Origin of the sequence: Nocardiopsis algeriensis (assembly GCF_014203695.1) — a bacterium.
Classification (GTDB): domain Bacteria; phylum Actinomycetota; class Actinomycetes; order Streptosporangiales; family Streptosporangiaceae; genus Nocardiopsis; species Nocardiopsis algeriensis.
In genome coordinates this window covers 46,874-70,029 of record NZ_JACHJO010000014.1, presented here as the reverse complement: position 1 = coordinate 70,029, position 23,156 = coordinate 46,874, and the positions used below count along the sequence as shown (strand labels likewise).

The window sequence follows — 23,156 nt, the reverse complement described above, 5'->3', positions numbered from 1 at the left end:
GTCACGGCGTCTGCTCCGTGACGATCCCGGCCCGGGAGCGCACATCGACGGTGAGGTCCAGCACGGAGGCGACCGAGACCGCCACCTCCGCGGTGTGGCCGTCGATCTCGCAGCTGTCGAGGGACGCCCGGTTGGCCTCGGCGGTGCGGCGGGCCCGGTCGCAGGCGGCCTCCGTCCCGTGGACGGCGTTCGCGGCGGCCGCGAGGGCGGCGAGATCGGCCGCGGTGGCGGCGCGGTCCCGGTCGAACCGGGCCGTCGCCGCGAGGACGGCGGTGAGAGCGGCGAGCCAGAGCAAGGAGCTCGCGGCCACCCCCCAGACGGTGGCGGATCCGGAGTCGCCGGTCACGGCACGTCCTCCGGTGGTGGAGGGGACACCCCCGGCTCCAGGAGGACGGCCGCGCTGCCGCCGACCTCCAGGCCCGCGACACGGGCGGTCACGGTGACGTGTGCTGCTCCCCCTTTCCGGGAGAGCCGGACGACGGCCCCCGGAGGGGCGGTGTCGAGGGCCAGCGCGCGGGCGTGTTCCCCGTGCTCGCCCCGGGCGAGGGCGCGGGCGCCCACGCGGGCGGCGTCGGAGCAGGCGAGCCGGGCATCGGCGGCGGTGACGGCTCCGACGGCCACCGCGAGGACGAGCACGAGGGAGGGCAGCACCATGGCGGCCTCCGCCGTGGCGGCGCCCCGGTCACCGGCCGGACGAGAGCGCATCGACCACGATGGCGGTCAGGGCGTCGTTGACCGCGGAGCTCTTGAGGACGGCGTAGAGCACTCCGGCGAACGCGATGGCGGCGATGATGCACAGCGCGTACTCGGCGGTGGTGCTGCCCCGGTCGGGGCCCGGCGGGACGAGGAGGCCCGGGAGACGTCGGAACGGGCAGGGGAACATGGAACCTCCCTGGTCAGGGGCCGAACGGCCCTGATTCCAGGGTGGGGTGCGGGCGGCACCGGCAAAAGCCCTTTCCGGAACCTGTGGACAACTCCGCCGCCCCCCGGACCGTCCACAGGCTGTGGACGGTCCGGCGCCTCAGCCGAGCACCTCGTCCAGGAGCCGCAGCGCCCCCGCCTTGCTCAGCGGCTCGTTCCCCGTACCGCACTTCGGCGACTGGATGCACGAGGGGCATCCCTGCTCGCACTCGCAGTCGCCGATGGCCGCCCGCGTGGCGCCGAGCCATTCCCGCGCGGCAGAGAACCCCCGCTCGGCGAACCCCGCGCCGCCCTCGTACCCGTCGTACACGAACACCGTCGGCCGGCCCGTGTCCATGTGCAGCGAGGTGGAGACTCCCCCGATGTCCCAGCGGTCGCAGGTGGCCAGCAGGGGGAGCATGCCGATCGCGGCGTGCTCCGCGGCGTGGGCGGCGCCCAGCAGTCCCACGTCCCCCTTGCGCAGCCGCTCCTCGCCGGCGGGCGACAGCGTCCACCACACCGCGCGCGTGCGGAGCGTGCGCCGGGGCAGGTCCAGCTGCTGCTCGCCCAGGACCGTGCCGGTGCGCACGTCCCGCTTGAGGAACCCGACGACCTGCCGCACCACCTCCACCTCACCGAAGTGCACGGTGGCCCCGCTCTCCCATTCCTCCGTCCGCAGCACCGAGCGGACGGCGATGTCGGTGGTGTCGCGCGCCCACGTGCTGTACGGGGGCTCGGCCGCGCGGACGAGGGCGACCCCCTCCTCCAGGTCCAGGTCCTCGACCAGGTAGCTCTCCCCCCGGTGCAGGTACACCGCTCCCGGATGGACGGTCCCGTGCGCGGCTGCCTCGTCGATCTCCCCGAGGAGCTGGCCGCTGCCGACGTCGACGATCTGGACCGGGGCCCCTCCCGAACCGCGGATATCGGCGAGGTCACTTGCCCTTTCGCTGCTGGTCCAGAACCACCCCCTCGGGCGCCTCCTCAGCAACTTCCGGGCCACGAGTTCGGCGAGCCGCTCCTCCGTCGTGTCTCCGAAGAGCGCGAAGTCCTCCTCCGTGACCGGCAGCTCCTGGGCCGCCGCGCACAGGTGCGGCCCCAGGATGTGGGGGTTTTCCGGATCGATGACCGTCCTCTCCACGGACTGCCCGAAAATGGCTTCGGGGTGGTGCACCAAGTAGGTGTCGAGGGGGTCGTCCCGGGCGACGAACACCGCCAGGGCGTCGTCGCCCCGCCGGCCCGCGCGCCCCGCCTGCTGCCACAGCGAGGCCCGCGTCCCCGGCCACCCCGCGATGACGACCGCGTCCAGGCCGCTGACGTCCACCCCCAGTTCGAGGGCGTTGGTGCTGGCCAGGCCCAGCAGCTCCCCGGTCCTCAGCGCCTCCTCCAGCCCACGCCGGTCGGAGGCGAGGTAGCCGCCGCGGTAGGCGGCCACCCTCGCGGCGAGCTCCGCTCTGCCGCGCTCCTCCAGAATCCGCTGCGCGCCGAGGGCGACGACCTCCGCCCCTTGGCGTGAGCGCACGAACACCAGGGTCCGCACCCCCTCCCCGACCAGGTCGGCGAGCATCTCCGCGGCCTGCGAGGACGCGGTGCGGCGCACAGGCGCCCCGTGCTCCCCGGTGAGGTCGGTCAACTCCGGCTCCACCAGTGCCACGGACATCCCGGGCCGGGGCGATCCGTCCTCGGTCACGGCGGTGACCGGAACCCCCGTCAACCGCTCCGCGCTCTCCTCCGGGCTGCCCGAGGTGGCGGAGGCCAGGAAGAACACCGGCTCGGAGCGGTACCGGGCGCAGATCCGCCGCAACCGCCTCAGGATCTGCGCCACGTGCGAGCCGAAAACCCCCCGGTAATGGTGTGCCTCGTCGATCACCACGTACCGCAGCCTGCGGAGGAAGCCGGCCCACGCCCCGTGCCTGGGCAGGATGCCGTGGTGCAGCATGTCCGGATTGGTCAGCACGTAGTTGCCGTGCTCACGCACCCACGCCCTCTCCTGGGGAGGGGTGTCCCCGTCGTAGGCGGCCGCCCGCAGCCCGGGCACCCCCAGGTCCGTAACCGCCCTCAGCTGGTCCCGGCACAGCGCCTTGGTCGGTGACAGGTAGAGAACCGTCCCGCCTGCGTCAACCGCGTCCACGGCGGGTAGGAGGAAGGCAAGCGACTTTCCCGAGGCGGTGCCCGTGGCTATGATCACATCGCGGCCCGATCGTGCGAGGTCCGCGGCGGTCACCTGGTGCGACCACGGCTTCCCCACCCCCTGGGAGGAGAGCCGCTCGACCAGGTGGGGCGGGGTCCAGACGGGCCACTGCCCGGTCTCCCCGTCACTGCGGTCCACACGCTCGACATGGGTCACCTGCGGGTACCGGGTATCGTCACGCCACACACCGGGGAGCACGGGCTCCGATCGCCTCATCCGAGACCCCTCCTCACTGGACACGTTCCCGACCGACGGCCCCTCCGACGAAGGACGGCGCACTGATTGATGGACACCGATGGTTTCAGTGTGACATCTGGGGGAACAGAGCCGCGGAGCCGTGTTTTTCTGCGCTGGGCAGGAAGACACACGCCACACCCGTGGTTGAATGCGTGCTGGTGGGGTAACGCCCGGCAGAGATCATTCGTGAATTTTCGCGGTTCGGCGCTGGAGGACTAGTGGACTTGAAGCTTGATCATTACACCGAGGGCGACACCGAGATCGTCGTCGTTGAAGGTGAGATCGACGTCTATACGGCGCCCAGGCTCCGCGAGCTGCTGATCGACCTGGTCAACAAGGGCAACTTCCACCTCGTGGTCAACATGGAGAAGGTGGAGTTCCTGGACTCGACGGGTCTCGGCGTGCTGGTGGGCGGCCTCAAGCGCGTCCGTGCCCACGACGGCACCCTCGACCTCGTGTGTACCCAGGAGCGCATCCTCAAGATCTTCCGGATCACCGGTCTGACCAAGGTCTTCGGTATCCACAACACTGTGCAGGAAGCCATCGACAAGCGTTCCGCGAAGTAGTACAGAGCGAGCGATGGCAACCATCACGCTCACGATCAGCGCGCTCCCGGCCCACGTGCGCACGGCCCGGCTCATGGCCGCGACCGTGGCCCGGCGGGCCGGTATCGCCGCCTCTGCGATCGACGAGATCAGGCTGGCGGTCGGTGAGGCGTGTTCCCGGGCGGTGGCGGCCCACAAGGTCCACTGCCCCGCACAGCCGATCCTGCTCCAGCTGATCGACGGCAGCAGTCCGGACACGGTCCCGGTCTCCCTCCCCGATGCCGCGGGACTCGTTCCGCACACCGACGGAACCGGAGCGCAGCGCTTCGAGGTCATCGTCTCCGACCGCGCTCCGGCCCAGGACACGGTGGAGTCCGTCGGCCCTGCCGAACCGCTGCTCGAAGGGCTCTTCCTGGACGGCGAGGACACGCCTCCGGGCGGTATCTCGGGGTTCTCCCCCGGGCTCGGCCTGGCGGTCATCACCGGTCTGGCCGACGAGGTGAAGATCGACCCCAGCGACAGAGGCACGATCGTGCGGATGAGCTGGCCCCTGATGTCCCAGCCGTCCCACGACCCGAGCGCCAACTAGGACGGATGTCCGCGGCACGCGTCCCGGTCCCGAGAGGGCCGGGGGCGTCCGGAGACGTCCCGCAACGCGACGAGGGCGCCCTCCCCGCCAAGGGGAGGGCGCCCTCTCCACATTCGGAGGCCGCCCGGGACCTGGTCAGTCGCAGGTCTGGGAGGAGACCTCGGCGGTGGTGGCCAGACCGCGTTCGGCGTTCTCGGCGACCTCGTCCGCGGTGAGCACGTAGCCGGTCTCCGGCTCGTTGGTGGCGGCCGCGAACACCACCCCGTACACGTTCCCGTCGGGGGCCAGCAGCGGGCCGCCGGAGTTGCCCGGACGCACCACCGCGCGCACCTGGTAGATCTCCCGGCTCACCTGCTGCGAGTGGTAGAAGTCCGGCCCCTGGGCCGTCTGGCGGGCCCGCACCCGCGCCGGAACGGCCGTGAACCCGCTGTTGCGCGGGAAGCCGGCCACCACCGCGTCGCTGCCCTGCGGGGCGTCGTGGGAGAACTCCAGCGGTTCCAGCTCCAGGTCGGGCACGTGCAGCACCGCCAGGTCCTGCTGGGCGTCGAACAGGACCAGGGTGGCATCCAGCTGGTAGCCGTCCCGGGTGACCACCCTCAGGTCGTCGGTGACCCCGGCGACCACGTGGGCGTTGGTCATGATGCGGTCGTCGGCATAGGCGAAACCGGTGCCCTCCACACGCCGCTGGCAGGAGGGGGCCGTGCCGAGCACCTTGACCACGCTGTGGCTGGCCTCGATCAGCTCCGGCGTGGTGAGCACGTCCGGGTCGGGCGGCGGCACCTCGGCCAGCTCCCCCGTCCCCAGGCCGCTGAACACCTGCGGGAACGCGCTCTGGTCCACCGCCCTGCGGAAGTCGGAGAGCCCGCTGTGCGCGGACTCGGGCATCAGCGTGTCCACCGAGTGCAGGATGCGCGAACCGCGCACCTGCTCGGCGACCAGGGGCAGCGCCGAATTGGCGACCGTGCTGCCGATGAACCAGGTGACGAGCAGCACCGCCGTCCCGCTGACCAGGGCTCCGCCGATGGCGTCCACCACCCGGGCCGAGTCCCACGTCACCCTGTTGCGCACCATGGTGCCCACGTAGGAGCACAGGAACAGCCCGAGCGCCGCGGAGAGGAACACCACCGTGATGGCCATCAGTGCCTGACGCCCCGGATCGTCCACCCATTCCTGGATGTGGGCGGGCGCGTGCAGCGCGGCGACCACACCGCCCCCGATGAACCCGGCGAAGCTGAAGACACCGACGATGAAACCCTGCCGGTACCCCGCCACCGCGAACAGCAGCAGCAGGACGACCAGGATCACGTCGAGCACATTGCCCTCCAAGAGTGAGCGCCACCGGCAGGCAGGGGCCCGCCTCCGGCCGGGGTGGCGGGTCCGCTCATCCGACCGGCCGAAGCCCGTGCGGAGTGGCCTCGAACACATCTGTGAGACCCTCGCGGCGCCAGGGAAGTTCCCAACCCCCCAGGACGAGCAGGCGGTCGACGATCGCGCCGGTGAAGCCCCACACGAGCATTCCGCCGACGCGGAACCCCGGACCCCAGCCGCCGCGGTCGCCGTAGCGCACCATGACCCGGTTGGCGGGCTCGGCGAGGTCGGCGACGGGCACCCGGGAGACCGCTGCGACCTCGTCCAGGTCTGTGGGGCGGACCTCGCTGGGCTCGCGCCACCAGCCGAGGACGGGCGCCACCCGGAAGTCGCTGAAGCTCAGGTACAGCTCGGGCAGGCGGCCGACGACGTCGACACCCGCAGGCACCAGTCCCGTCTCCTCCGCGGCCTCGCGCAGCGCCGCAGCCTCGGGGGAGGCGTCGGAGGGCTCGATGCGGCCACCGGGGAAGGCGGGCTGCCCGGAGTGCCGGCGCAGCCCCTCGTTGCGCTGGATGAAGAGCAAGTCGGGGCCGGTGTCGGCCTCGCCGAAGAGAATGAGGACCGCCGACTCGCGGCCACCCGTGCGGGGCGGCCGCATCGGCGGGGGCACAGGCATGTCCTCGGCGGCGTCCGCGAGCGCGGCCAGCCAGGACGGAGGCGGGTTCATAGGGACCTGTTCCAGTGGTCGTCACGCCGTGGCGGAATGGTTCTGACCAGAGTACAAAGCGGCACCCCGTACTCCTGCGGCCTCAGGAGAAGGAGCGCATCCGCAGGAGCTTGGCCGCGGCCTCGGGGTCGGTGGGGCCCTCACCGAAGGACGGGCACCAGCGGGCCAGGCCGCAGGCGCCGCAGGCGGGCCGGCGGGCATGGCACACCCGGCGGCCGTGCCAGACGATCCGATGGGAGAGCATTGTCCAGTCCTTCGGCGGAAAGAGGTCGCCCACGGCGAACTCGACCTTGACCGGGTCCTGCTCGTCCGTCCAGCCGAAGCGCCGGACGAGGCGGCCGAAATGGGTGTCAACCGTGATTCCCGGCACATCAAAGGCGTTACCGAGCAGTACGTTTGCCGTCTTTCGTCCCACTCCGGGTAGTTTGACCAAGTCAGCGAGGTTCCCAGGAACCTCACCGTTGTGCTGCTCGCACAGCGCCTGTCCGAGGCCGATGAGGCTGTTGGCCTTGGCCCGGAAGAAGCCGAGCGGACGGACGATCCCCTCCAGCTCCTCGCGGTCGGCCGAGGCATAGGCCTCCGCGTCGGGGTAGCGGGCGAAGAGCCTTGGAGTCACCTGGTTGACCCGCTTGTCGGTGCACTGGGCGGACAGGATCGTCGCGACCAGCAGTTCCAGCGGTGTCGTGAAGTTCAGTTCGCAGTGCGCGTCCGGGTAGAGCTCGGTGAGCTCCCGGTACATCTTGCGCGCTCGGCGGACCAGGGCGAGCCGGCTCTCGCCGGTGGGTGTGCCCATCTCCGCGGGCGCGGCGGCTGTGTCACGGGGCATCGTCACAGGGTAGGCGCACCTTGGAGGGGAGGGGCCGTGTTCACCGGAAGTCCGGCTGCCACCAGGGCTTCCCCCATCCGGCGGGCAGCGAGCGAGATTATGTAACCAATGTCCGGTGGCACGGCGAGGACAGCCCTGCTACGAGCGGATGACGACTAAGATCTCATGGACTGGCGCCGGCTGGTGTGGGCACGTTGTCTTCCGGCGGACGAGCCGAGACAGCGACCTGGCCTCACACCCAGGTGCGATATACGTCACACTGTTGGCGGTCAGTTCTTAGGAGGACGTGTGGTGGACGACATCAACGAGGTACTGCGCAAGGCCCCTCTGTTCGCGGCCCTGGACGAGGAGGACACCGCGGCACTGCGCTCCTCGGTGAACGAGGTACGCCTCGGACGCGGCCAGACCCTGTTCAACGAGGGCGACGAGGGCGACCGCCTGTACGTGATCCTCAGCGGCAAGGTCAAGCTGACCCGCACCGCCGTGGACGGCCGCGAGAACCTTCTCGGTGTCCTCGGCCCGAGCGAGATGTTCGGCGAGCTCTCCCTCTTCGACCCGCACCCGCGCACCGCGAGTGCCGTCGCCGTCACCGACTCGGTACTCGCCGGCCTGGGCCACGACGACCTGCGCCCGATCCTGTCGAGCCGGCCCCAGGTCTCGCTCCAGCTGCTCAAGGCCCTGGCCACCCGCCTGCGCCGCACCAACGACGTCATGGCCGACCTCGTCTTCACCGACGTCCCCGGCCGTGTCGCCAAGGCCCTCCTCGAACTTGCCGACAAGTTCGGCAAGGAGGGCGACGACGGCCTGCACGTCCACCACGACCTCACCCAGGAGGAGCTGGCCCAGCTCGTCGGCGCCTCCCGCGAGACGGTCAACAAGGCCCTCGCCGAGTTCGCGCTGCGCGGATGGCTGCGGATCGAGGCCAAGGCCGTCGTCCTGCTGGACGTGGAGCGGATGCGCCGGCGCGCTCGCTGACCCTCCCGCCCGTCGCCCACCACCGCCCTCAAAGGACGGCCACGGCCGACAGCACACCTGCCCGTCGCCCACCACCGCCCTCAAAGGACGGCCACGGCCGACAGCACACCTGCCCGTCGCCCTACGGCTGACACCCTCCGAGCCGTCGTCCGCCACGGTATCCACCGGGGCGGACGGGCGACCGCGCCCCGGGCTCCGTCGAGGACCCCCGGTCCCGGGCCTCCGGCCCGGGACGGGTCCTCAGGCGTCGATGCCCTCGGGCAGCTCCCCCCGCCCCGAGAGGTAGCGCAACTGGGCCCGCACCGACGACTCCGCGGCGAAGCGGATCGTCTCGTCGACGTCCGGGTAGACGCGGTCGACGATGTCGTCCACCCCGGCGGCACCCGCCGCCACCGCGTCCCGCACCTGCCCCAGCCGGGCCTCCCGGTGGTCGATGTAGGAGTCGAGCACCGCGGCGGGCGCCGTGATGACGGGCCCGTGCCCCGGCAGAAGGGTGCGCACCCCGTGCTCGCGGACCAGGTCGCGCAACCGGTAGAGCGTCTCCATGTACGGGGCGAGGCCGTCGTCCCCGTCGATCACCGTGGTGCCGTGCCCCAGGACCGTGTCGCCGGTGAGGATCGCCTTGTCGGCCTCCAGGTACAGGCACACCGAGTCGTCCGTGTGGCCCGGCGCGGCGATCACCTGTACCTCCAGCCCGTCGCAGGAGAGCGTCTGGCCGTCGGTCAGCCCGTCGCCGCCGATCCGCATCGCGGGATCCACCGCGTGCACCGGGGCGCCCGTCAGCTCCGCGAAGTAGCGGGAGCCGTCGGTGTGGTCGGGATGCCGGTGGGTCACCATCACCATCTGCACCTGGGCACCCTGTTCCTGCACGCTCCGCGCCACCCTCTCCAGGTGGCGTTCGTCGTGGGGGCCGGGGTCGACCACCAGGACGCCGCGCGAGCCGGGCTCGCGCAGGATCCAGGTGTTGGTCCCCTCAAGGGTCATCGGTCCGGGGTTGGGGCACAGGACGCAACTGGCGCGCAGCGTGCCGGAACCGTCGATCCTCATCGCACCTCGCTCAGCCGGGAAGGGGATAGTCGATCCCGTCGGGGAGAACGACGCGGACCTGACCGTCGACCCTGCGAATTTCGGGCTCGATGGCGACGATATCCCTTTTCTCCCTCCTCACACCCGAGAGGGTCCCGCACTCCGCGACCTGCACGCAGTTGGCGACGGTCGGCGGCAGCATCGGCATCCGGCCCGCGCGCCACTCGCCCTCCACCCGGGCGGGATCGATCCACAGGGTGAGGTCGGCCTCCCCGCCGACGTCGCGGGAGGCCTGCCCCGGCGGCAGCTCTGCCGTGAAGAACCAGGTGTCGTAACGGCGCTTCTCGACCGCCGGGGTGATCCAGCGCGACCACGCGCGCAGCCACTCCGACCTCAGCACCAGGCCCCGGCGGGACAGCACCTCCGTGAAGGAGCGGGACCGGTCGACCAGGCCGATCCGGTCCCGCTCCCACTCCTCGGAGTCCGTGTCGAGGGTGACGTCCTCGTCCCCCGGCTCGCTTGCCAGGAGGACGCCCGTCTCCTCGAAGGTCTCGCGGACCGCCGCGCAGACCAGTGCCCTGGCCTGCCGCACGTCGGTGCCGAGCACGTCCGCCCACTCCTGCGGATCGGGCCCGGTCCAGGGAAGGTCCCCGTCGGCGTCCCGTGCGTCCACCCCTCCTCCGGGGAAGACGTAGGCGCCCGGCGCGAACCCCATGGAGCGGACCCTGCGCATCAGCAGGACCTCCATGCCCTCCCCCGCGGACCTCAGAAGCATGACTGTGGCTGCCGGACGGGGCACGGCTGCGGCACTCGGCTCAGGCATCGGTTCACTCCTTGCTCAGCGGACCTCCACGATCATGTCAACCTCGACCGGGGCGTCCAGAGGCAGGGCCGCCACACCGACGGCGGCACGGGCGTGCACCCCCGCGTCACCGAACACCCGGACCAGCAGGTCACTGGCGCCGTTGATCACACCGGGCTGGCCGGTGAAGTCGGGCGCACTGGCCACGAAACCGCCGACCTTGACCACGCGCACGACGCCGGAGAGGTCGCCGATCTCGGCGCGCACGGCCGCGACGGCGTTGAGCGCGCACACCGCGGCCAGCTCCTGCGCGGTCTCCGGGGAGACCTCGCCGCCGACCTTGCCGGTGGCGGGCAGCTTGCCGTCGACGAACGGCAGCTGGCCGGACACGTACACGTGGTCGCCGCTGCGCACCGCCGGGACGTAGGAGGCCACCGGGGCGGCCACCTCGGGCAGGGTGAGGCCGAGCTCGGCGATCCGCTCCTCAGGAGTCGCCATCTAGAGCTCCCGCTTCATGTAGGCGACGTACTGCTGGTTGCGCGGGTCGGTGCCCTCCGGCAGCGGGGCGGGCACGACGCTGACGAGTTCCCAGCCGTCGGAGCCCCAGTTGTCCAGGATCTGCTTGGTGGCGTGCGACAGCAGTGCCACTGTCTGGTACTCCCACTTGCTCATGTGTTCCCATCCCACTCGCTCGGTGTCCCGACCGCCGGTCGCGGCCGGGCGCGCCAACGCCGCCACCTTACTCACCCGGGCACTCTCCCCGGGTCCGGTGCGAACGGCCCGCATAGACTCCGTGGGGTGAGCGAGCGTGAGGACGGACCACGGCTTTCCCCCGGAGCGTTCGCGGGGGTGCGGTTGCACATCGTCACCGGCAAGGGGGGAACCGGCAAGACGACGGTGGCGGCGGCACTGGCCCTCGCCCTGGCCGCCGGCGGGGGCCGGGTGCTGCTCGTGGAGGTGGAGGGGCGCCAGGGCGTCGCCTCGCTCCTCGGACTCCCGCCGCTGTCCGCCGAGGAGCGCCCCGTCGCCTCCGCGCCCGGCGGCGGCCGCGTCCTCGCCCTGGCCGCCGACGCCGAGGCGGCGCTCCTGGAATACCTGGAGATGTTCTACGGGATCCGCCGGGCCGGGCAGGCGCTGACCAGGCTGGGTGCCGTGGACTTCGCCACCTCCATCGCCCCGGGGCTGCGCGACGTGCTCCTCACCGGCAAGGCCACCGAGGCGGTGGGGCGCCGCGAGGGCGGGCGCCGCCGGGGAGAGGGCCCCTTCCACTACGACGCGGTCGTGATGGACGCTCCGCCCACCGGCCGGATCGGCCGTTTCCTCAACGTCACCTCCGAGGTGGCCGGGCTCGCCCGGGTGGGTCCCGTGCGAGGCCACGCCGACAAGGTGACGGAGGCCCTCCGCTCGGAGCGGACCCTGGTGCACTTCGTGTCCCTGCTGGAGGAGATGCCCGCCCAGGAGACCCGGGACGGGGTCGCGGAGATCGCCGCACTCGGCCTGAACCCAGGGGCGGTCGTGGTGAACATGGCACGCCCGCCGCTGCTCCCGGAGGCGGACCTGTCCTCCGCCGCGGAGGGGCGGCTGGACAGGGAGGAGCTCGCCGCGGGGCTGGAGGCGGCCGGCCTGGAGGACCCCGCCGGCCTCGCCGCGTCGCTGGCGGGCGAGGTGGACGCGCACGCGCGCCGGGTACTCATGGAGCGGCGGATCCGCTCGGAACTGGAGGAACTGGGGCGGCCGCTGCTGGACCTGCCCCTGGTGGCGGACGGTGTGGACCTTGCCGCGCTGGAGGGCCTGGCGCGGCACCTGGCCGATCAGGGGGTGCGGCGGTGAGCGGACCTGAGGCCGGCGGACGGCTGGACACGGACGCGCTGCTGGACGACCCGAGGACGCGGATCGTCGTGTGCTGCGGCGCCGGCGGGGTCGGCAAGACGACCACGGCCGCCGCCCTGGGCCTGCGCGCGGCCGAGCGCGGCCGCCGTACCGTGGTCATCACCGTGGACCCGGCCCGGCGCCTGGCGCAGTCGATGGGCCTGGAGTCGCTGGACAACACACCGCACCCGGTGCCGCTGAGCGAAGGGGCCCGGGGCAGCCTGCACGCGATGATGCTCGACATGAAGCGGACCTTCGACGAGGTGGTCGAGGAGTACGCGGACCCCGGCCGGGCCGAACAGATCCTGGCCAACCCCTTCTACCAGGCCCTCTCCACGAGCTTCTCCGGGACGCAGGAGTACATGGCGATGGAGAAGCTGGGCCAGCTGCACCGGTCGGGCGACTGGGACCTCATCGTGGTGGACACGCCTCCGAGCCGGTCGGCGCTGGACTTCCTCGACGCGCCCAAGAGGCTGGGCCGGTTCCTGGACGGGAAGCTGATCCGCTTCCTGAGCGCCCAGGGCAACGGCGCGTTCCGGCTGCTGGGTGCGGGGTTCGGCCTGGTGGCCTCGGTGATCGGCAAGGTCGTGGGTGCCCAGCTGCTGAACGACGTGCGGGCGTTCGTGGCCTCGTTCGACGCGGTGTTCGGCGGCTTCCGGAAGCGCGCCGAGCAGACCTACCGGCTGCTGCAGGAGTCGGGGACCGCGTTCGTGGTGGTGGCGACGCCGGAGAGGGACGCCCTGCGTGAGGCGTCGTACTTCATGGAGCGCCTGTCCGGGGACGCGATGCCGCTGGCGGGGCTGGTGGTCAACCGGACACATCCGCTGCCGGAGGGGCCTGCTGCCCGGCTCGGGGCTCAGGAGGCCCTGGCCGCGGCGGCGTCCCTGGAGGCCGCGGGAACGCATCCGGCGGCCGCGGCGGCGCTGCGGCTGCACGCCGAGCGCGTGGCCCTGCGCGGACGCGAGATCGCGCTGCGGGACCGCCTCCTGGCCGAGCACCGCGGCGTACCGACGGTGGAGGTGGCCGCCCTCGCCGAGGACGTGCACGACCTGGCCGACCTGCGCGCCGTCGGCGACGCCCTCGCCGACACACCCGACCACCCGTGAGACCGCCGGGCGGGATGAAGCGCAGCGGAGGCCCCAAGGGGCACACCGTCAGGCGGCCCGCTTTCCGTGGTCCGCGGCGTGGCGGTCGAGTTCGCGGGCGAGGTCCTCGTCCCCTTCGCGGACGACCTCCTCCAGAAGGGGGGCCCAGCTGTCCACGCCGGGGTGCTTGCGCAGGAGGGCGCGGCGCTCGCGTTCCGTCGTACCTCCCCAGACACCGAACTCGACCCGGTTGTCCAGGGCGTCGGCCAGGCACTGGACGCGCACCGGGCAGTCGCGGCAGATGAGCTTGGCCCGGTTCTGTGCCGCGCCCTGGACGAAGAGGGCGTCCGGGTCGACCCGGCGGCACCTGGCTCTGGTCGTCCACTGGTAGGTCCGCATGTGCGCTACTCCCCGTGTGCGGTGCACCGTGATCATGGGATGGCGAAGGAGAACCGTGTGCTGTGAGGGGGATGGGAAACGGTAGGCTCCCGCTAGCGGGCGAGGTGGATGGTCACCGTCCCGCCGTTTCGAAGTTACGGACCGGCGCGCTGTTCCGACAGAACCCACTCGGCCCACTTTCCGTCTCCTTGGATATGGCCCGCTCGGGCCATTGCGCGGAGACACGGCCCCTCCTCCGAGGGGGGTCGGAGGGGTGTGCGCCGGCGAACCGTACAGCGGCCCCGCTGCGTTGACACGTGAAAAGATGCCTTGGGGGCACTGCTCGTGCCGCAACACGGGCGATTCGTCGTGTTCGCGCACTATCCGTTCCACAACGCAACGCTCGGGCGCGTTCGTGGTCACTTAGTCTGATGGGGTGGGTCAGGGGACATTGCTTCAAAGAATCAGCCAATTGGTCGGCGTCAGCGCCATCGCGGGCCTTCTCGTTGCCGCACTGGCGCTGCCTGCGGTCGGCGGCCTGGGAATCACGGCCCGTAACGTCGCCAGCGGCTTCCTGGACATGCCCAGCAATCTGGAGACCCCGCCTCCTCCTCAGCGTTCGACGATCTACGACAGCGAGGGCGGTGTCATCGCCGAGATCTTCGACCAGAACCGCGAGCTCGTCTCCATCGACGACATCTCCCCGGTCATGGTCGACGCGATCCTGGCCATCGAGGACTCCAGCTTCTACGAGCACGGCGGCATCGACATCACCGGCACCATGCGCGCCGCCCTGCGCACACTGAGCGGTAACACCGAGGGTGCCTCGTCCATCACGCAGCAGTACGTCAAGAACGTCCAGATCGAGGCGGCCACCTCCCAGGAGGAGCTGGAGTACGCCCGCGAGGAGACGATCTCGCGCAAGATCCGGGAGCTGCGCTACGCCATCGCGCTGGAGCAGCGGATGACCAAGGACGAGATCCTCGAGGGCTACCTCAACATCGCCTACTTCAGCGACGGCGCCTACGGCATCGAGTCGGCGGCGCAGCACTTCTTCGGTATCCACGCGAGCGAGCTGGAGCTGCACCAGGCCGCCACCATCGCGGGCCTGGTCCGCTACCCCTACCTCTACAACCCCCGGTTCTTCCCCGAGCAGACCGAGGAGCGGCGCAACGTCGTCCTCGACCGCATGGTCGCCACCGGCGCCATCACCGAGGCGGAGGCCGAGGAGGCCAAGGGGATCCCGCTGGAGGTGGACCTCAGCACCGAGCCCAACGGGTGCGTGCCCAGCGACCAGCCGTTCTTCTGCGACTACGTGGTGCAGGAGATCGAGAAGGACGAGCGCTTCGGCCCCAACGAGACCGAGCGGGCGCGCTGGCTGCGCACCGCGGGCCTGGAGATCCACACGACCCTGGACCCCCAGACCCAGCAGGCCGCCCAGGATGCCGTCGACAAGTGGGTGCCGCGCACCAACGAGTCACGCAAGGTGGCCGCGGAACTCGTGATCGAACCGGGGACCGGCCACATCCTCGGTATGGCGCAGAGCCGCAACTACGGCCCCGACGAGAGCAAGCTCGGCGAGACCTCCATCAACTTCACCACCGACGCCGACCGGGGCGGCAGCATCGGCTTCCAGGCGGGGTCGACGTTCAAGGCGATCACCCTGGCTGCGGCACTGGACGAGGGCCTGCCCTACAGCACGGCGTTCAACTCTCCGACGAGCGTGTCCGTCTCGGGCCAGCGCAGCTGCAACGGCGGCACCCTGGCGACGTGGACGCCGAGCAACGCGGGTGACACCAAGTCGAGCACCGTGCACAACATGGTGTCGGGCACCAAGGCCTCGTCCAACACCTACTTCGCACAGCTCCAGGCCAGGGTCGGCATCTGCGACGTGATGGAGATGGCCGAGAGGCTGGGTCTCAAGCGCGCCGACGGCACCCTGTTCACCGAGAACGAGAACTCGCTGGCCAACAGCAGCTTCACCCTGGGCAGCGAGGAGGTCTCCCCGCTGCGGGTGGCCAACGCCTACGCGACCTTCGCCTCCGGCGGCATGTACTGCGAGCCCCAGGCCATCAGCACGATCGTGGACAACCAGTCGAACACCACGATCGAGATCGAGCCCGAGTGCGAGCGGGTCTTGGACGAGGAGGTCGCCGACGGCGTCAGCTACCTGCTGTCGCAGACCTTCAACGGCGGTACCGCCAGCGCCCTGGGCATCGGCCGCCCGACGGCCGGCAAGACCGGCACCACCGACGGCTCCGCGGCGGCCTGGTTCGCCGGCTTCACCCCGCAGATGTCCTCGGCGGTGTTCGTCGGCGACCCGCGCGGCCCGCAGCAGTACCCGCTCCGCAACGTCACCATCGGCGACCGCTACTTCGGCGTGGTCTACGGTGCGACGATCCCCGGCCCGATCTGGCAGGAGACCATGCGGGGCGCCCACGAGGGCCTCGAGGTCGAGCAGCTGGCGTCGGCGCCGTCCCAGTTCGGCTCGACGTCCCCGCCCCGCCAGCCCGAGCCCGAGGCCAGCGCCGACCCGGCCGCCGACGCCGGCGGCGTGCCCAACGTGGTCGGCCAGAGCGAGTCGGACGCGGTGGCCGCCCTCCGGGCCGCAGGCTACGAGGTGAACGTGTCCGGCACCCGGATCCGCTCCGCCCAGCCGGAGGGCACGGTGGCGGCGGTCAACCCCGACGCGGGTACGCGACTGCCGGAGGGGGCCACGGTCAACGTGTTCCTCAGCTCGGGCGGCGGCACGGCCGGTGCTCCCGAGGAGGACGACGAACACTGGTTCCAGGTCCAACCCGCGACCACGCCGATGGCGCGCGCGGACGACTGACACCGGACACGAAAGGGGGCCGCGGCACAATGCCGCGGCCCCCTCTCCGTCGGATCAGCCCGCCAGCTGCCGCTTGACCTCGGCGGCCAACCGGGAGCCCTCGGCCCGCTCGCCGACACGCGGCTTGACGGCCTTCATGACGAGCCCCATACCCTTGGGCCCCTCGGCGCCGGTCTCCTCGATCGCGGCGGCGACCAGCGCGGCGAGCTCGTCGTCGGTGAGCTGCTGGGGCAGGTAGCCGGCGATGATCTCGCCCTCGGCCCGCTCGGCCTCGGCCTGCTCGGGGCGGCCGCCCTTCTCGAACGCCTCGGCCGCCTCCCGGCGCTTCTTGGCCTCGCGGGTCAGCAGGCGCAGGAGGTCGTCGTCGGTGAGCTCACGGGGGCTGTCACCGGCCACCTCCTCGTTGGAGATCGCGGCCAGGACCATGCGGAGGGTGCCGGTGCGCACCTTGTCACGCGCCTTCATGGCGGTGGTCAGGTCGTTCTTGAGGCGGTCTTTGAGTTCGGCCATGGCCTGATCCTACGGGGAGCGGGGAGGCCCCCACCAATGGTTTGTCCGCGCTGCGGCGCGGATCTGAGACGATCGTTCGACAACGAAGGAGGACTGATGGGGACCGACAGAGGAAGGCTGCTGCGCCGGGCCGGACAGGCAGCGGCGGTCACGGGCGCCGTGGGTGCGGCAGGCCTGTTCTACGCGTCGGTCATCGAGCGCAACTGGTTTCGGCTGCGCCGCTACGAGCTGCCGCTGCTGCCTCCGGGGAGCCCGCGTCTGCGCATCCTGCATCTCTCCGACGCGCACCTGACACCGGGGCGCAGGATGCTCATCGACTGGATCCGCAGGCTGGCGGAGTACGAACCGGACCTGGTGGTCAACACCGGCGACTCCTTGGCGCACCCGGACGCCGTGGGCCCCTTCATCGACGCCCTGGGACCTCTGCTGGAGAAGCCGGGCGCGTTCGTGTACGGATCCAACGACATGTTCTCGCCGCAGCTGAAGAACCCCGCCCGCTACCTGTGGCGGACCAGCAAGAGCGACTACAAGAAGCGCCGGCATCCCGACCTGCCCTGGCGGGAGCTGGGCGCGGCCATGTCGGACGCCGGCTGGCTGGACCTCAACAACCGCAAGGGGCACCTCAAGGCGGGCAGCCTCGAAGTGGCCCTGGCCGGCGTGCACGACTCGCACATCAAGCTGGACCGGTACGAGAAGGTCGCGGGCCCGGCGGACCCGACGGCGGACCTGCGCCTCGGGGTGATGCACTCCCCCGAACCGGCCAACCTGGACCGCTTCGCGGCCGACGGCTACCAGCTCCTCCTCGCCGGCCACACGCACGGCGGCCAGCTGTGCCTGCCGTTCTACGGGACGCTGGTCACCAACTCCGGGATCGACCGCAAGCGGGCCTGGGGCCTGCACGAGTACGCGGGAGCGTGGCTGCACGTGTCCGGCGGCCTGGGCACCTCGCCCTACGCGCCGGTGCGCTTCTGCTGCCGCCCGGAGGCCTCACTGCTGGACCTGGTGGCCGCCTGACCGTGTGACGCGTCTCCTCCGAAACCGGGTGCGCGACCACTCCCGATGTCCGCTAGACTTGGGGACGTTGCTTCGGGGTGTAGCGCAGCTTGGCAGCGCGCTTCGTTCGGGACGAAGAGGTCGTGGGTTCAAATCCCGCCACCCCGACAAAGGAACGGGTGTCCATACAAGTGGGCACCCGTTCTTCGTTTCCCCCGCCCGAGCCCTCAGGGGGCGCGGTGGTCCGGTGTCGGCGCTGCCAGTGCGGCTGCGCCTCTGCCCAGCACGGGCGGCTTTGGCGTGGGGTAAGGCCGGCCTTACCCCACTCCGCGGCCAGAAATCCCGGTCACCATGTCCCCCGCGTGGGGTGTGGAGTTCCTCCGGTTGCGGAAGCCTGTGGGCGAGGTCCCCGTGTGGCGTTCGGCTTGTCCTCACAGGTTGGCCACGATTCGAAGAACGGTCCGCGTGCCCTGGGCCCCGTGGTCTCGGACAGACAGCAGGGCACGCGGGGGTCTTCTCAGTACGGCCGCCAATCCTTGGCACGCTGCACGGTGTACACGGCGAGGTTGTGCACCGTGGCACCGCACACCGCGCGGCGTTCTGCCTCCACCAGCGCTGCGGCCACCAAGGTGACGTCGTGGCGGGCTGCTTCGTCGGCGGCGGAGAGCACCGGGGGCACGACGCGGCGGACGTGGTTGCAGACCGCCCCGCCGGCGTCGTGGCACAGGCCGACCACGTAGGTCAGCCGCAGCCGTCGCAGCGCCATAGCCGGGGGTAGCACGCACCGGTACCGTCGCACGACCGAGGTTCCGTCCGGTCCGGAGGTGGTGGCTTCGTAGGTGATGGACTCCCAGTCCTCACCAGCCACCCGCACCCGCACGCCGTGTTCCCGCGCCCAGGCGGTCAGGGCCTCCCGATCGGCCATCAAGTGGAAGGGGTCGGGGGTCATCGCCGCACCGCCCCAACCGCGATGGCTGTACGCACCAGATCGCGCAGCTCGGCCATGTCATCGAAAACGGGAGCGGAAGGCGAGGTCTGCACCAGCAGGTCGCCCCTGCGCCGATTCTGCTCTGCCTGCTGTGCCCGGCGCTGTCGCTCCAGGTGCAGGTAAGGGCCGCGGTGGAGGTTGTAGGCGCGGGTGATGGCTCCTGCTGGCCGAACCTGACTGAGCACCCGCGAGCGATCCCATCGTGTCCAATCAGTCGCTGCTCACAGGCGTTCTGAGGGCCGTCTCGTAGCCTCAGTTTTAGTCTCATTCCCAGCGGTCCGGGGCCGTTTGGACTGGTCCGCCCCAAAGTTCCGTTCCTTGGTCAGCACACTGCCGACCGGCGGCGAACGCCCGTATGCGGGATTAGAAAGCGTGTTGGCGCGGAGAGCTACTCAGAGGCCTGCTCAACCCCGGATCGGTAAATGTAGGAGACGACCGTGAGATCTTCCTCTTCGATCTCCCACGGCGAGGTGCAGTGTAGGACGCCACCGCTCGCCGTGGGTGGTGACACGCTCCGGTCCAGGCCGATCGAGTGGACGACCACCAGGGCGTTCTCGGGCGCGAGCTCGCGCTGCTTGTCGACCTCGGCACGTGTGAGGATCACCTGGGTGCCCTCGGAGGTGGTCCCCTTCACCTCCACATGCAGGCGTCCCCCCGCTTCAACAGCAGGTCGTAGGACTCCGTGGCCCCGACGTCCTTGACGGACCACCCCTGAGCCTCGAAGTAGGCGGTGGACATACCGACGCTGTGCAGTTCCAGCGCGCGTCGATTGGGTGCACTCAGAGTTCATCTCATTTGGTGAGTCTGCGGTAGCAGATCAGGGTGCAGGCGATGTCGGCAAAGGCCAGGAAGTGATCAGCTCTGCGCTCGTAGCGGCGGTGTAGGCGACGACATCCGCTCAGCCAGGCCATCGTGCGTTCCACCTGCCACCGGTGCCGCCCCAGCCGCTGCGAGGACTCCACACCCCGGCGGGCCAGGCGGTGCACGATCCCGCGTTTGCGCAGCCGGCGGCGCAGGTGGGCGTAGTCATAGCCCTTGTCGCCGTGCAGCTTGTCCGGTGTGCGTCGGCTGGGTCCGCGGCAAGAGCGGATCGGGGGTATCCCCATCACCAGGGGTTGCGGGGCCTGGCTGTCGTGGGTGTTGGCCCCCGAGATCGCTATGGACAGCGGCAGACCGGCCCGGTCGGTGATCAGATGGATCTTCGACCCCTTCTTGCCCCGGTCCACAGGATTCGGGCCCGTCAGGTCCCCCCCTGTGAGGGCCCGCATGTTCACCGAGTCGATGGCGCACCGCGACCGGTCCACCTCGCCACGGGCACCGAGTTCGTCCAGTACCACTCGGTGCAGCTTGGCCCAGACCCGGGCCCGGGTCCACTCGGTGAACCGCCGGTGCGCGGTCGGACCGGAAGGGGCCGAACACCGGTGGAAGCTGGGCCCAGGTGCAGCCGGTGGTGGCCACGAAGATGATCGCGGCCAGGACTTGGCGGTCGCCGTATCTGCGCCGCCCGCCGCCCTGGGGACGGGTGGGTGCTTCGGGCACCACTCGCTGGAACAGTTCCCACAGCTCGTCCGGCACCAGCCGTTCCGCCATCGACACAGGAGCAGGTTACCGAGAACCCAAATGAGATGAGCTCTTATCAAAGAGGCAGGTTATCGGGCTCCTTGGCGCCCGTGCGCGCATGACCAGCGCCCCGTTCTGCGAACTGACACATGGCAGGCCGTACCTGAGGCATCGGCAAGGGGCGCGTCGCCAGGCAGCGAGAATGTTCGCTTGAGTCAGACGAAGTCCCTACATCCGCTCGATGTGTAGGGCCTTCAGCACGCCATCGTTTCGCTGAACTCAGCCCGGCACTGCTGCACCCATCATCAAGGCAGAGCAGACTCCGCCAACGACACCTTCACAGACGCTGGCAACCACCTGGCGACCAGCATCCCTCAGGGAAACCACCATGGCCATCATCCTCTCGCGAACGGTCTGAACAGCACCGACAGGCTTGGGAAGGTGACGGAACATGAGAGCCACGAGTACAAACAGTCCGGAACCCAGCAGTGCTGAGCTCAATTCAGCGCTCTCTCAGTATCGCAACAGCGAGAACCATCGACAAGCTACTCACCGGTTGCTTGGCACCTGGTGACACACTCCGCTTACCGACACCCCCTATCTGCCAAGCCTCCTGACCCCTTGAGTGGACAACTGCCAGCTTCAGCGAGCGACGACAGTGGCCCTTGAGGATCCGTGTGCGCAAGCCCGAGAACCGACCTCCTGAGATCACGCCTACCAGGCGAAGGTGTTTCCATCATGGCCGTGAACTTCCCGCGCAGGGGTCTTATGAGGAGACCATATGGGGGGCCACAGGAGACGTACGCATGCGGACCGGGGCGGGCCCTGCCGATGTCCTCTGGGCAGCTCACAATCGGTTCACCCAGAAAGCTCTCCCACTGAGGTGATCTCAGCAATCGGGAAGCAGTAGAAAACCGGCAATAAAGACGAGAAGTGCATCCATGGGTGAATTTCCGTTCCCCTGACACAGACGTGGAGCCCCAGGTAGAAGGCGAGGTGTCGAATCTCCACCGGACCACCTGAAAGGCTCCACGTGGTTCCCTATACTGCCACCCTCGACGTGGACCAGGCCACCGTTTGGCACCTTTCAGCCCTGCTGAACGCCGAACGCCAACGCCGCGGCACCCGCACGGGCACCCGCGCCCTGACCTGCTACAAACAGGCAGTCCTGGTCTTGCGGTGGTTTCGCGACGGCACCGCCATCGACGCCCTGGCCAGGGACAACCGCATCTCCCGGGCCACCGGCTACCGCTACGTCGACGAGGGCATCGACGTGCTCGCCGACCAGGCCCCCGACCTGCACCAGGTCCTCGAACACGCCCGCACCACCCCCGACGATCCCCTGATCCTTGACGGAAAGCTGTTTGTCTCCGACCGCTGTTCGGAGCCTGGCCCCTCCGGTCAAAGCGACCTCTGGTACAGCGGCCACAAACACCGCCACGGCGGCAATATCCAGTTCCTTTCCGATGCCCGAGGAGAACCGCTATGGGTGTCCGACGTCGAGCCCGGGTCCACGCCCGACATCACCGCCGCACGCCGGCACGTGTTTCCGCTTGTGCACAAGGCCACGGCCGACGGGGTGGTAGTGCTGGCCGATCCCGGCTACGACGGCGCTGGTGTGGGGGTGCGCACGCCGATCAAACGTCCGCCCGAGGTCGACGAGCATCGCTGGCATGTCGATGACCGGGCCTACAACCGGCTGCTACGCGGCCTGCGGTGCATCGGCGAGCGCGCGATGGCGGTCCTGACCGGACGGTGGAGAGTGCTGCGCCACACCACGATGAGCCCGTCCAAAATCGGCGCGATCGTGCAAGCCGCGTTGGCTCTGACCAATATCGAGAAGCAAACTCACTGAGATCACCTCACTGATTCGAGTTCAGGACAAAAAGGTCGTGGGTTCAAATCCCGCCACCCCGACAAAGGAATGGGTGTCCACACAGGTGGACACCCGTTCTTCGTTTTCCCCTGTCCGAGCACTCAAGGGCGCGGTGCACATGGCAGGGGTGAGGCCGGTCCGTCGGTCAGGCGGCGAGCATCGTGCACAGGGCGCACAGCACGACGCTGGTCAGGCTGTGGTGGCGGCCCCGCGGCGAGCGGGGATCGGCCAGGGGCGAACTTACCGAGAAGGCCGATGGGCCCGGTGGCGGGCATGACAGGCTGGGGGCGCAACGGAGTCCCTCTGGAAGTCAGAGATGTGAGAGTCCCTGATCTTCTCGCGGGCTCCGTTGCTCGTCGGTGCAAGCTTCGACCGGATCGCTACGAGGCTGTGATCAGCGCTGATGGGTCACGACCCCGACTTTGAAACAGCCCTGACCGCCGAAAGCCATGGCACGCGGGCCGGCTCCTCCCTACGCTGTGCGGATGAGCCGACGCCACCCGTGCCCTTGCTGCGGACATCTGGTCTTGGACGAGCCGCTCGGTTCCCATGAGACCTGCCCTGTGTGCTTCTGGGAGGACGACGCAGTCCAACTCCGCTGGTCCACCATGGAGGGCGGAGCGAACAGACCCTCCCTGGTCGAGGCTCAACGCAACTACCAGAGCTTCAGCGCATGTGACCAAGTCGGTCGACTGTTCAGCAGGCCCCCGACAGCCGACGAGCCGCTCGATCCGGCATGGCTCCCGATCGATCTCACACGCGACTCCTTCGAAGACTGGGAAGCAGAGGAACGTCTCCCATGGCCGGAAGACCGCTCCATGCTCTATTGGTGGCTCCCTTCGTTCTGGCACAGTGGCCACGCGTCGTCATGAGGCTCTGGTCTGCAACTTCTCTCTTCGTTTGTTGTGCTACATCAGACGGACAACCACGGGGAATTACCG

25 protein-coding genes and 1 tRNA gene are annotated in these 23,156 nt (G+C 70.0%); 10 read left to right on the top strand and 16 right to left on the bottom strand.

Translation table 11 applies throughout. The annotated features are described in order from the left end of the window. Window position 1: 1 nt before the first annotated feature. The 4 genes from FHS13_RS20125 to FHS13_RS20110 all read right to left on the bottom strand — a co-directional run bounded on the left by FHS13_RS20125 (window position 2) and on the right by FHS13_RS20110 (window position 3,304). Complete coding sequence (locus tag FHS13_RS20125) at window positions 2–346, bottom strand: Rv3654c family TadE-like protein (protein WP_184293513.1); 345 nt, start codon at window positions 344–346, stop codon at window positions 2–4. Next, a complete protein-coding gene (locus FHS13_RS20120) occupies window positions 343–705 on the bottom strand; it encodes a TadE family type IV pilus minor pilin (RefSeq protein ID WP_184293512.1) in 363 nt (120 codons plus the stop codon). The genes FHS13_RS20125 and FHS13_RS20120 overlap by 4 nt, the downstream gene beginning before the upstream one ends. Then, window positions 683–883: a DUF4244 domain-containing protein gene (locus tag FHS13_RS20115; RefSeq protein ID WP_184293511.1), complete on the bottom strand. Its 201-nt coding sequence runs from the start codon at window positions 881–883 to the stop codon at window positions 683–685. Before FHS13_RS20115 ends, FHS13_RS20120 begins: the two co-directional genes overlap by 23 nt. Before the next feature lie 138 nt (window positions 884–1,021). Then, window positions 1,022–3,304 carry a DEAD/DEAH box helicase gene (locus FHS13_RS20110; RefSeq protein WP_184293510.1) on the bottom strand — a complete coding sequence of 761 codons (2,283 nt, stop codon included), beginning with the start codon at window positions 3,302–3,304 and terminating at the stop codon, window positions 1,022–1,024. Between the two features lie 239 nt (window positions 3,305–3,543). Here FHS13_RS20110 and FHS13_RS20105 point away from each other — a divergent pair, with 239 nt between their 5' ends. Both FHS13_RS20105 and FHS13_RS20100 read left to right on the top strand, forming a co-directional pair. After that, window positions 3,544–3,891, top strand: coding sequence for an STAS domain-containing protein (locus FHS13_RS20105; RefSeq protein ID WP_073381848.1), 348 nt, complete (start codon window positions 3,544–3,546; stop codon window positions 3,889–3,891). Window positions 3,892–3,904: 13 nt separating this feature from the next. Continuing rightward, window positions 3,905–4,459 carry an ATP-binding protein gene (locus tag FHS13_RS20100; RefSeq protein ID WP_184293509.1) on the top strand — a complete coding sequence of 185 codons (555 nt, stop codon included), beginning with the start codon at window positions 3,905–3,907 and terminating at the stop codon, window positions 4,457–4,459. Between the two features lie 135 nt (window positions 4,460–4,594). Here FHS13_RS20100 and FHS13_RS20095 read toward each other — a convergent pair whose 3' ends face one another. The 3 genes from FHS13_RS20095 to nth form a co-directional block, all read right to left on the bottom strand. Further along, the gene (locus FHS13_RS20095; RefSeq protein ID WP_184293508.1) at window positions 4,595–5,773 is read right to left on the bottom strand and encodes a MarP family serine protease; all 1,179 of its coding nucleotides are present in this window, start codon (window positions 5,771–5,773) and stop codon (window positions 4,595–4,597) included. 67 nt (window positions 5,774–5,840) lie between these two features. Continuing rightward, entirely contained in the window at window positions 5,841–6,494 is a 654-nt protein-coding gene (locus tag FHS13_RS20090; protein ID WP_184293507.1) for an NUDIX hydrolase, read from the bottom strand. A gap of 82 nt (window positions 6,495–6,576) precedes the next feature. Continuing rightward, a complete protein-coding gene (nth, locus tag FHS13_RS20085) occupies window positions 6,577–7,320 on the bottom strand; it encodes an endonuclease III (RefSeq protein WP_184293506.1) in 744 nt (247 codons plus the stop codon). A gap of 288 nt (window positions 7,321–7,608) precedes the next feature. Here nth and FHS13_RS20080 point away from each other — a divergent pair, with 288 nt between their 5' ends. Then, the gene (locus FHS13_RS20080; RefSeq protein ID WP_425491202.1) at window positions 7,609–8,295 is read left to right on the top strand and encodes a Crp/Fnr family transcriptional regulator; all 687 of its coding nucleotides are present in this window, start codon (window positions 7,609–7,611) and stop codon (window positions 8,293–8,295) included. 240 nt (window positions 8,296–8,535) lie between these two features. Here FHS13_RS20080 and FHS13_RS20075 read toward each other — a convergent pair whose 3' ends face one another. The 4 genes from FHS13_RS20075 to FHS13_RS20060 are packed head-to-tail and all read right to left on the bottom strand — an operon-like array spanning window position 8,536 to window position 10,795. Continuing rightward, window positions 8,536–9,342 carry an MBL fold metallo-hydrolase gene (locus FHS13_RS20075; RefSeq protein WP_184293505.1) on the bottom strand — a complete coding sequence of 269 codons (807 nt, stop codon included), beginning with the start codon at window positions 9,340–9,342 and terminating at the stop codon, window positions 8,536–8,538. A gap of 10 nt (window positions 9,343–9,352) precedes the next feature. Next, window positions 9,353–10,144, bottom strand: coding sequence for an NUDIX hydrolase (locus FHS13_RS20070; protein ID WP_184293504.1), 792 nt, complete (start codon window positions 10,142–10,144; stop codon window positions 9,353–9,355). 15 nt (window positions 10,145–10,159) lie between these two features. Continuing rightward, a complete protein-coding gene (locus tag FHS13_RS20065; RefSeq protein ID WP_184293503.1) occupies window positions 10,160–10,621 on the bottom strand; it encodes a RidA family protein in 462 nt (153 codons plus the stop codon). Beyond that, window positions 10,622–10,795, bottom strand: a complete 174-nt coding sequence (locus tag FHS13_RS20060; protein ID WP_073381827.1) for a DUF4177 domain-containing protein — start codon at window positions 10,793–10,795, stop codon at window positions 10,622–10,624. A 126-nt stretch (window positions 10,796–10,921) separates the two neighbouring features. Between FHS13_RS20060 and bagA the strand changes: the two genes are divergently transcribed. Further along, window positions 10,922–11,953 (top strand): ATPase BagA, encoded by a 1,032-nt coding sequence (gene bagA, locus FHS13_RS20055; RefSeq protein WP_184293502.1) that lies wholly within the window; start codon window positions 10,922–10,924, stop codon window positions 11,951–11,953. Next, window positions 11,950–13,098 carry an ArsA-related P-loop ATPase gene (bagB, locus tag FHS13_RS20050; protein ID WP_184293501.1) on the top strand — a complete coding sequence of 383 codons (1,149 nt, stop codon included), beginning with the start codon at window positions 11,950–11,952 and terminating at the stop codon, window positions 13,096–13,098. Before bagA ends, bagB begins: the two co-directional genes overlap by 4 nt. Before the next feature lie 48 nt (window positions 13,099–13,146). On the opposite strand, the gene FHS13_RS20045 is transcribed toward bagB, so the two are convergent. After that, entirely contained in the window at window positions 13,147–13,476 is a 330-nt protein-coding gene (locus FHS13_RS20045; RefSeq protein WP_184293500.1) for a WhiB family transcriptional regulator, read from the bottom strand. Between the two features lie 430 nt (window positions 13,477–13,906). On the opposite strand from FHS13_RS20045, the gene FHS13_RS20040 reads away from it, so the two are divergent. Further along, window positions 13,907–16,288, top strand: a complete 2,382-nt coding sequence (locus FHS13_RS20040; protein WP_184293536.1) for a transglycosylase domain-containing protein — start codon at window positions 13,907–13,909, stop codon at window positions 16,286–16,288. A gap of 54 nt (window positions 16,289–16,342) precedes the next feature. Here the strand turns inward: FHS13_RS20040 and FHS13_RS20035 are convergent, their stop codons facing one another. Then, the gene (locus FHS13_RS20035) at window positions 16,343–16,798 is read right to left on the bottom strand and encodes a GatB/YqeY domain-containing protein (RefSeq protein WP_184293499.1); all 456 of its coding nucleotides are present in this window, start codon (window positions 16,796–16,798) and stop codon (window positions 16,343–16,345) included. A 96-nt stretch (window positions 16,799–16,894) separates the two neighbouring features. On the opposite strand from FHS13_RS20035, the gene FHS13_RS20030 reads away from it, so the two are divergent. After that, window positions 16,895–17,812, top strand: a complete 918-nt coding sequence (locus FHS13_RS20030) for a metallophosphoesterase (RefSeq protein ID WP_184293498.1) — start codon at window positions 16,895–16,897, stop codon at window positions 17,810–17,812. Between the two features lie 73 nt (window positions 17,813–17,885). Beyond that, window positions 17,886–17,959: transfer RNA gene (locus tag FHS13_RS20025), tRNA-Pro, on the top strand. Window positions 17,960–18,308: 349 nt separating this feature from the next. Here the strand turns inward: FHS13_RS20025 and FHS13_RS20020 are convergent. The 3 genes from FHS13_RS20020 to FHS13_RS20010 form a co-directional block, all read right to left on the bottom strand. Beyond that, window positions 18,309–18,740, bottom strand: coding sequence for a hypothetical protein (locus FHS13_RS20020; RefSeq protein WP_184293497.1), 432 nt, complete (start codon window positions 18,738–18,740; stop codon window positions 18,309–18,311). 427 nt (window positions 18,741–19,167) lie between these two features. After that, a complete protein-coding gene (locus FHS13_RS21600) occupies window positions 19,168–19,413 on the bottom strand; it encodes a hypothetical protein (protein WP_246405526.1) in 246 nt (81 codons plus the stop codon). A gap of 157 nt (window positions 19,414–19,570) precedes the next feature. Further along, a protein-coding gene (locus FHS13_RS20010; RefSeq protein WP_246405546.1) for an IS5 family transposase occupies window positions 19,571–20,369 on the bottom strand; the annotation gives its coding sequence in 2 pieces (ribosomal slippage) (window positions 19,571–20,188 and window positions 20,190–20,369; 798 coding nt in all). A 1,003-nt stretch (window positions 20,370–21,372) separates the two neighbouring features. Here FHS13_RS20010 and FHS13_RS20005 point away from each other — a divergent pair. After that, window positions 21,373–22,194, top strand: a complete 822-nt coding sequence (locus FHS13_RS20005; RefSeq protein ID WP_184293496.1) for a transposase family protein — start codon at window positions 21,373–21,375, stop codon at window positions 22,192–22,194. A gap of 470 nt (window positions 22,195–22,664) precedes the next feature. Continuing rightward, on the top strand, window positions 22,665–23,087 hold the full coding sequence (locus FHS13_RS21985) for a CPCC family cysteine-rich protein (protein WP_425491201.1): 423 nt from the start codon (window positions 22,665–22,667) through the stop codon (window positions 23,085–23,087). Window positions 23,088–23,156 lie beyond the last annotated feature (69 nt).